Genomic DNA, 605 nt, shown 5'->3' on the forward strand with positions numbered 1-605 from the left:
CTTTTCTCCCCCTTCCCTCCCTCTCTCCCTTTCCTTTCTTTTTTCTCTTCCTTTTCTTTTCCCCTCTCTTCTCCTTCTTCCCCCCTCCCCTTCCTCCTTTTCTCCCCCCCTTCCCTCCCTTCTTTTCCCTCCTTCTCCCTCTTTCTTTCCCTTTCTTTTCTCTCCCCTCCTCTTTCCCCCCCTTCTTTCCCCCTCTCCTTTCCTCTCTCTCCCTCTTTTCTCTTCTTCTCCCCCCTTCCTTCTTCTTCCCCCTCCTTTTCCTTTTCCCCCTTCCCCCCCTCCCCCCCCTTCTCCTTTTCTCTCCCCTTCCTCCCCTCTCCCCCCTCCCCCTTCCCTTTCCCCCCCTTCTCCCCTTTCCTCCTCTCCTTCCCCTTTCCCTCCTCTTCTCCCTTCTCCTCTTTTCCCTTCCCCCTTTTTTTCTTTCCTTCCCTCCCCCTTTCCTTCCCCTTCCCCCTCTTTTTTTTCTCTTCTTCCTTTTTTCTTTCTTTCTCTTTTTCTTCCTCTCTTTTTCCCTTCCCCCTCTCCCCTCCCCTCCTCTCCTTCTCCCCCCTTTCCCCCCTTTTTTCTCCTTCTCTTCTTCCCTTCTTTCCTTCTTCTTTTCCTTT

The 605-nt window shown here is 52.9% G+C and carries 1 protein-coding gene; it reads right to left on the minus strand.

Going from position 1 to position 605, the window contains the following annotated elements:
- Positions 1 to 605 (minus strand): hypothetical protein (locus KH400_RS29580; RefSeq protein WP_217227912.1); only part of this gene is annotated, 605 nt, incomplete at both ends.

The sequence above is a fragment of the Desertibacillus haloalkaliphilus genome, from assembly GCF_019039105.1.
Taxonomy (GTDB): Bacteria; Bacillota; Bacilli; order Bacillales; family KJ1-10-99; genus Desertibacillus; species Desertibacillus haloalkaliphilus.